Below are 6,336 nucleotides of genomic sequence, written 5' to 3'. Positions count from 1 at the left end.
TGATAAATTGTTAAAGAGCGGACTCGGTAACTAGCGTTTAGACGCCTTGTTCCGTGTCAGTGGTGCGCATTATAGGGAAACTAAAATTTCATGCAAGGGCTTTTACAAATTAATTGACAAACATTGATTCAAGTGCTTTTTAATTGAGCGTATTGCGCTAAAATAAAACAATCTGGCTATTTTATCGCTGTTTATTTGGTTTTAATCACTAGTTACAGGCTCTGCTCTATATATGCTGCTACGTCTGCAATACGTCAACTAGCGCTGTAACTTCATTAATACCAGTTTAATGCTTACGGCTAGAACTCGACGATGAGCATGTAATCTCAATGACATTTCAACTTGATGAAGGGTTAATCCATTTCTTTAGCGCTTACGGCTAGAACTCGACGATGAATGTGTAAACTCAATATCAATTCAACTTGATGCAGGGTTAATCCATTATTTTAGCGCTTACGGCTAAAACTTGAAGATGAGTATGTAATCTCAATGACATTTCAACTTGATGCAGGGTTAAACCATTACTTTAGCGCTTACGGCTAGAGCTCGACGATGAATGTGTAATCCCAATATCAATTCAACTTGATGCAGGGTTAATCCATTATTTTAGCGCTTACGGCTAAAACTTGAAGATGAGTATGTCATCTCAATGACATTTCAACTTGATGCTGGTTAATAGTTACTAGCTCCACCTCATTATCAGTAAAGTTTCAATTCAGTCACTTTATATCTATCTAGCCACAGCTTTAATTAATCTTAGATGCTAAAGCAATTTTCAAATTTTTATGAGCTCGTTCAAAATAGGTCGGTGAAGTATCTATTGCTTGCTTAAATAAACTTATCGCTTGTTCGTACTTGCCTTCTAACATCAAAAAGTAGCCAAGATCATTTAATGCATCCGCTGTTGTCATGGTTTGTTCAAAACTTGCCAGTGCCCTTCTATAATTTCCTTGGCGGATATAAACCAAACCTAAATTCGACCATGCTCGGGTAAAACTCGGATCAGCTCTTAGTGCTTGCTTGAGATATGACTCTGCATTATCAAAGTCTCCCACAAGATAAAATGAATAACCTAAATTGGTAGCGATAATTGCTGATTGAGGTTGGAATGCTAGTATGAGTCTAAAATATGTTCTTGCTGCTTCATTGTTGTTTTCCAGATCTTCCAAAATAGCCAGTGCGTTATATACTCTTAAAGGTGATAGCTCATCTAAAGAAGTATAATCTGCTCCAGCAGCCTTACTCTTAATTGCCGATAATCGCTGTTGATCAAGAAAGATGGTTTTCTCAAGATGCTTTCTTGCCAATACATATTGCCGTCTATCTATTTCAAGAATTCCTAACTCTGCATTTGCTAACCTATGATCAGGGTTTATTGTCAGCGCTTCGTTATAGGCTTTTAACGCTATGTCTTTATTGCCTTTAGCAACGTGTATTCGAGCAATTTGATAAAATGTGTCAGCGTTTTGCTGATTGAAGTCTAATGCTTGTATATAGGCGTATAATGCTTTATCTAAATCGCCGGAGCGTTCTGCATCTTGAGCTTGATTAAGAGCCTCAATTTCTGATTGAGGTGATCCCCCGACTGCAATCTGAGATTTCCCTTGATACAAATCTTGACGCTGCGGTGTTTTTGTCAGTTCAAGATCCTCATCAACTGATGCACAACCACAAAGACTAAAACTAAGTATTGCCAGCGTGAAAAGCATTTTTAGGTCACGTTTCATCATTGACATATACCTCGCCTCTTGCTGAATCCAGTAAAATTAATATATAGAATATTCATATTAAAAGGCTTGCCCCCATACTTTCATTACTTTAAGTACAGCAGGACCTACTGCGACAATAAAAAAGGACGGCCAGATACAAAACATCATTGGGAAAATCATTTTTACCGCCATCTTTGCAGCTTGTTCTTCTGCCTGTTGTAGTCTTTTGTCTCGATATTCTTCTGAAAAAACCCTTAATGTCGCTGCAATCCCTGTTCCTAAACGCATACTTTGGGATATTGCAGAGTTAAGCCCTTTAATGTCTTCTAAGCCCGTTCGCTCGGTAAATTCACTTAAAGCCACCCTAATAGTGAGACCTGCTCTAACTTTATTACACACTAACTCTAATTCGCTGGATAAATTAGGGTGGCTTAATGAAAGTTCGCGAGCTACACGTTGCAATGCTGCTAATAGCCCTAAACCCGCTTCACAACACACCACCAGCAAATCAAGTGCATCAGGAAAGCCGACACGTAAAGACCGCATTCTTTTATTCGCTAAGTAGGTTAAAACTAAAGAAGGCGCCAAAAAAAATCCCCCCATAATCAAACACACTAGATAAATACTGATCAATGTCGATAAATCCGGAAATATTTTTAAAACCACGATAGAAAGTACTGCACCTATTAGCAACAGTAGTAAACGTATCGCGCTAAAGATGGCCAATGCGCTATCGGAATGTAGCCCCGCATGAATTAACAACCGCCTTGTTTCATTATTTGATAAATTCAAAAATGGCACTTTGCCTAATTGGCCAATTCCATGCTCCAGGGTTTTATTTACCTCGTTATTTTCAACAGCCGAGCTTTGAGTATTAACGCCAGAAATTTGTTGTAAGCGTTTACGCACAGGCGAGTATACCCCGCTTACTAACAACGAAATTGATAGAGCAAATGTAATACCGACTATCGCAGCAACAATGTATATCGCCCACTCAACATGTTGGGGATTGTCGAATGTCTGATTAATGAGTCCAAGTAAATAGTCCATATCACATATCAATCCTAATCAATTTACTGATCCAAAGGCCACCTAACGTCATCCCAATTGCGCCCCACATTAACAATGTCTTGCCATCTTCGGTGCCAGTCAGCTCTCCCACATAGTCAGGTGTTTGTAAATAGATAACAGCGAACAATACAAATGGTAATAAGATTAAAATCCACGCAGATAAACGTCCCTCAGCCGACAACGTTCTTACTCGACGCCTGAACATAAAACGTTTACGAATAACCTGTGCCAAGTTATCAATGTTTTCAGCTAGATTACCGCCGGTTTCTTTCTGCACCATCACCGCACTTGAAAATGCCATCGCGGACACACTTGGTACCCGCTCAATAAATCCAAGAATAGCCCTTTTGGTATCTTTACTGTAATTGATGTTGGCAAACATCAAGCTAAACTCTTTGGCTAATGGACCTTCCATTTCCTCTGTAACCAGTTTTATGGCATCAGAAAACGAGTAACCCGCTTGTAAAGCGCGCCTTAATACATCAAGCGCATCAGGAAAACTTGCCTCTATCGCATCCATTCTTTTTGCAATATCACGATTTAATTTAAAATAAAACAACAAGAACACGATAAACATTGCAAAAAATACCATCAGTGGTACACGAAAATACCACCAACTTACTATCCCCACTAATGTGGCAACAAATAAAGCTAAAAATAAAAATTGATGCCCTAAAAGTCGATAATCAGCCAACTCGAGACGGTAACTTAAGTCTTCAATAAAACCGATGCTTTCTAAAGCTCGACCAATCTTACCAACTTTGCTTAATCGGTTTTTTCTCAGTAAAGAAGTCTCAAGTACACCATCACCAGACTCTTGGGATAGTTGCTGTAATCGCTTACGTACTTGGGCTGTATTTGCCCGCTGCGGACTATAGACAGGTAAAAATAACGCCTGAGAAAGGAAAATTACGGCAATAAAAATTAAAACTAGGAAAATAATTTCATTGGAAGGCATAAAAGACTCCTAAAAATTAGCGAATGGGTCACCGCAATTAAATAGCTTAAATGGCAGATCAATACCATGCTGCTTTAATTTAGAATGGAAGTTGGGCACTACACCTGTGGCATTAAAATGACCAATAATTTGACCTTGTTCATCAACGCCTTCACGTGAAAAGCGAAATATCTCTGACATGGTTATGATGTCGCCTTCCATACCATTGATTTCTTGGATACTTATCACCCTTCTGCGGCCATCTTCTTGCCTTTCAAGCTGTACAACCAAGTCAATTGCCGATGCTATTTGTGTCCTGATATTACTCACAGGCATATCAAATCCGGCCATACAAACCATATACTCCAACCTGCCGAGGGCATCTCGTGGGCTGTTGGCATGCAATGTTGTTAGTGAACCTTCGTGACCGGTATTCATTGCGGTCAGCATATCCAATGCTTCTCCACCACGCACCTCACCAATGACAATTCTGTCAGGGCGCATTCGAAGGCAATTTTTTACCAAGTCACGTTGGGTGATTTCGCCACGACCTTCGATATTTTGTGGTCGAGTTTCTAAACGGACAGTATGCTCTTGCTGGAGTTGAAGTTCTGCTGAATCTTCAATGGTGACAATGCGTTCATTAGCTGGAATATAGCCCGAAAGCATATTCAGTAGCGTGGTTTTACCACTACCAGTACCGCCAGACACCAGTACATTTAATTTACCTTTAACTGCACCTTGTAATAACTCCACCATATCGGCAGTGATTGAACCAAACTTAATTAATTCAGGTGCGGTTAATTTATCCACTGCAAATCGACGTATAGACAGAGATGGGCCATCTAACGCTAGAGGTGGGATAATAGCATTAACCCTTGAGCCATCAGCGAGTCGAGCATCAACCATAGGGGATGATTCATCGATACGTCTACCGACGCTAGATACAATACGATCGATGATATTGAGCAGGTGAGCATCGCTATGAAACTTGATATTCACTTTTTCTAACTTACCTAGTCGTTCTACATAGACTCTGTCAAAGGAGTTAACCAAGATATCTGAGATAGTTGGATCGGCTAATAATGTTTCTAACGGGCCTAACCCCAAGACTTCATCAATAATTAATTTTATTAATTTCTTTCTAGACGTCAGATTGATTGGTACATGCAAATCATTAATAAGCCTTTCGCATATTTCACTAATTTGAACACGTGCTTGATCTGAAGAAACCGTTTCGATTAAAGACAGGTCCATTACGCTCAATAATCTGTCATATAACTTAATCTTAAGTTGCTGCTCTTCAATCGTTAGTGGCTGATACACGTCAGTGCTAGTTAGACTCGTTTGATTATCCATACTTTAATTTCCCATTAAACGATCCCACAAACTCGATGATTTTTTTTGTAGATTACTGTTAGAAGGAATTAACTCTTGGGTTAATTTTTGCAAATCTAAATACATTCGTTGTTTTTTAGCAATTGTTGTAATCGGTTTACCAATATCCACACATTCACTTGCTAACTTATAGTCATTTGCAACTACGTAAATCGAATCAATGCCAAGCGCTTTTTTTATATCATTTAACTTTATTTGAGTATTGGATTTATCATAACGATTAACGAGGATATGAATTCGGCTTCTTTCAATGCCGATAAGATTAACCAGTTGCTGTATTAACGCATTGACTTCTCTGATAATAATCAGGTTTTGCTGGGCAACAACCAAAATCTCTGCATTGCGGAGTAATTCAATATTCCAATATTCTGGTCCACGAGAGTAATCTAAAATGACTTGTTGATGATGCTGCCTGCATTTGGTTAACAGGTCATACATGTTCTCTAATTTGATATCGTTATTTAAATTTAATAATGAAAACGGCGCAGCTGCTAATAAATGTAACGGCCCGATGGATGTCATTGCGCTTTTTAATGCAACCTCATCAAGATCATCTAACGCTTGTAATGCATCCGAAAGATAATAATTGGGTTCCACCCCAAGAATGTGGGCTAAGGCCCCGTGATGCAGATCTGTATCAAGAAGCGCCACATCAACATTACCAAGTTCTGCTGAAATGGCCGCTAAGCATGAGGATATAAAGCTCGCTCCTGAGCCCCCTTTACCATTTATCACAGCTAGAACGGGTGCTAGCTCTGCTTGATCACTTTGCTTTACAGCTATTTGCTTCAGTGCATTGAGTAATTCTACATCTGGAGCATCAAGAGGAATAAAATCGCTTACACCAAATTGAAATGCATGACGAAGCACATTTTGAGGTGTGTCCTGTCCCAATATAATGACATCGGTTTGATAACTGGAGGCACAAGCTAACACTTGTGTTGCTAACTCTTCGTCGTTAGGTATAACAAGTAATATCAAATTAAATGGCTTACCAGTGACATCGACATTTTTACTGCCGCTTAAATCTGACGTTTTTTCCCAGTTTAAATTGACACATTGTGTCAAATTAGCCTCTATCTGAGGTAAAAACGCCTTTTGTGCGTTAATTAACAGCACATTAAGTGGCGAGGACATATAAAAATCCATTAAGTCACCTGCTTTTGAAGGAGCACTTGATGTTGTTGAAAACAATTCTAGTGGTTTTTCCATTTAATCAAC

Annotated in this window: 5 protein-coding genes; all 5 read right to left on the bottom strand. The window is 39.1% G+C overall.

Going from position 1 to position 6,336, the window contains the following annotated elements:
- Positions 1 to 746 precede the first annotated feature (746 nt).
- Genes BCU94_RS08275 through BCU94_RS08255 form a run of 5 tightly spaced genes read right to left on the bottom strand, consistent with a single transcriptional unit; the run spans position 747 to position 6,264 of the window.
- Positions 747 to 1,730, bottom strand: coding sequence for a tetratricopeptide repeat protein (locus BCU94_RS08275; protein WP_102476117.1), 984 nt, complete (start codon positions 1,728 to 1,730; stop codon positions 747 to 749).
- 57 nt (positions 1,731 to 1,787) lie between these two features.
- Positions 1,788 to 2,759: a type II secretion system F family protein gene (locus BCU94_RS08270; protein WP_102476112.1), complete on the bottom strand. Its 972-nt coding sequence runs from the start codon at positions 2,757 to 2,759 to the stop codon at positions 1,788 to 1,790.
- Position 2,760: 1 nt separating this feature from the next.
- On the bottom strand, positions 2,761 to 3,738 hold the full coding sequence (locus BCU94_RS08265; protein ID WP_102435758.1) for a type II secretion system F family protein: 978 nt from the start codon (positions 3,736 to 3,738) through the stop codon (positions 2,761 to 2,763).
- Positions 3,739 to 3,747: 9 nt separating this feature from the next.
- A complete protein-coding gene (locus BCU94_RS08260; RefSeq protein WP_102476111.1) occupies positions 3,748 to 5,076 on the bottom strand; it encodes a CpaF family protein in 1,329 nt (442 codons plus the stop codon).
- A 3-nt stretch (positions 5,077 to 5,079) separates the two neighbouring features.
- Positions 5,080 to 6,264 carry a pilus assembly protein CpaE gene (locus BCU94_RS08255; RefSeq protein ID WP_241904978.1) on the bottom strand — a complete coding sequence of 395 codons (1,185 nt, stop codon included), beginning with the start codon at positions 6,262 to 6,264 and terminating at the stop codon, positions 5,080 to 5,082.
- Between the last annotated feature and the right edge of the window lie 72 nt (positions 6,265 to 6,336).

This window comes from Shewanella sp. 10N.286.52.C2, from assembly GCF_002874545.1.
GTDB lineage: Bacteria > Pseudomonadota > Gammaproteobacteria > Enterobacterales > Shewanellaceae > Shewanella.
The sequence above is the reverse complement of the archived record's forward strand: the minus strand, read 5'-3'. Positions and strand labels throughout refer to the sequence as shown.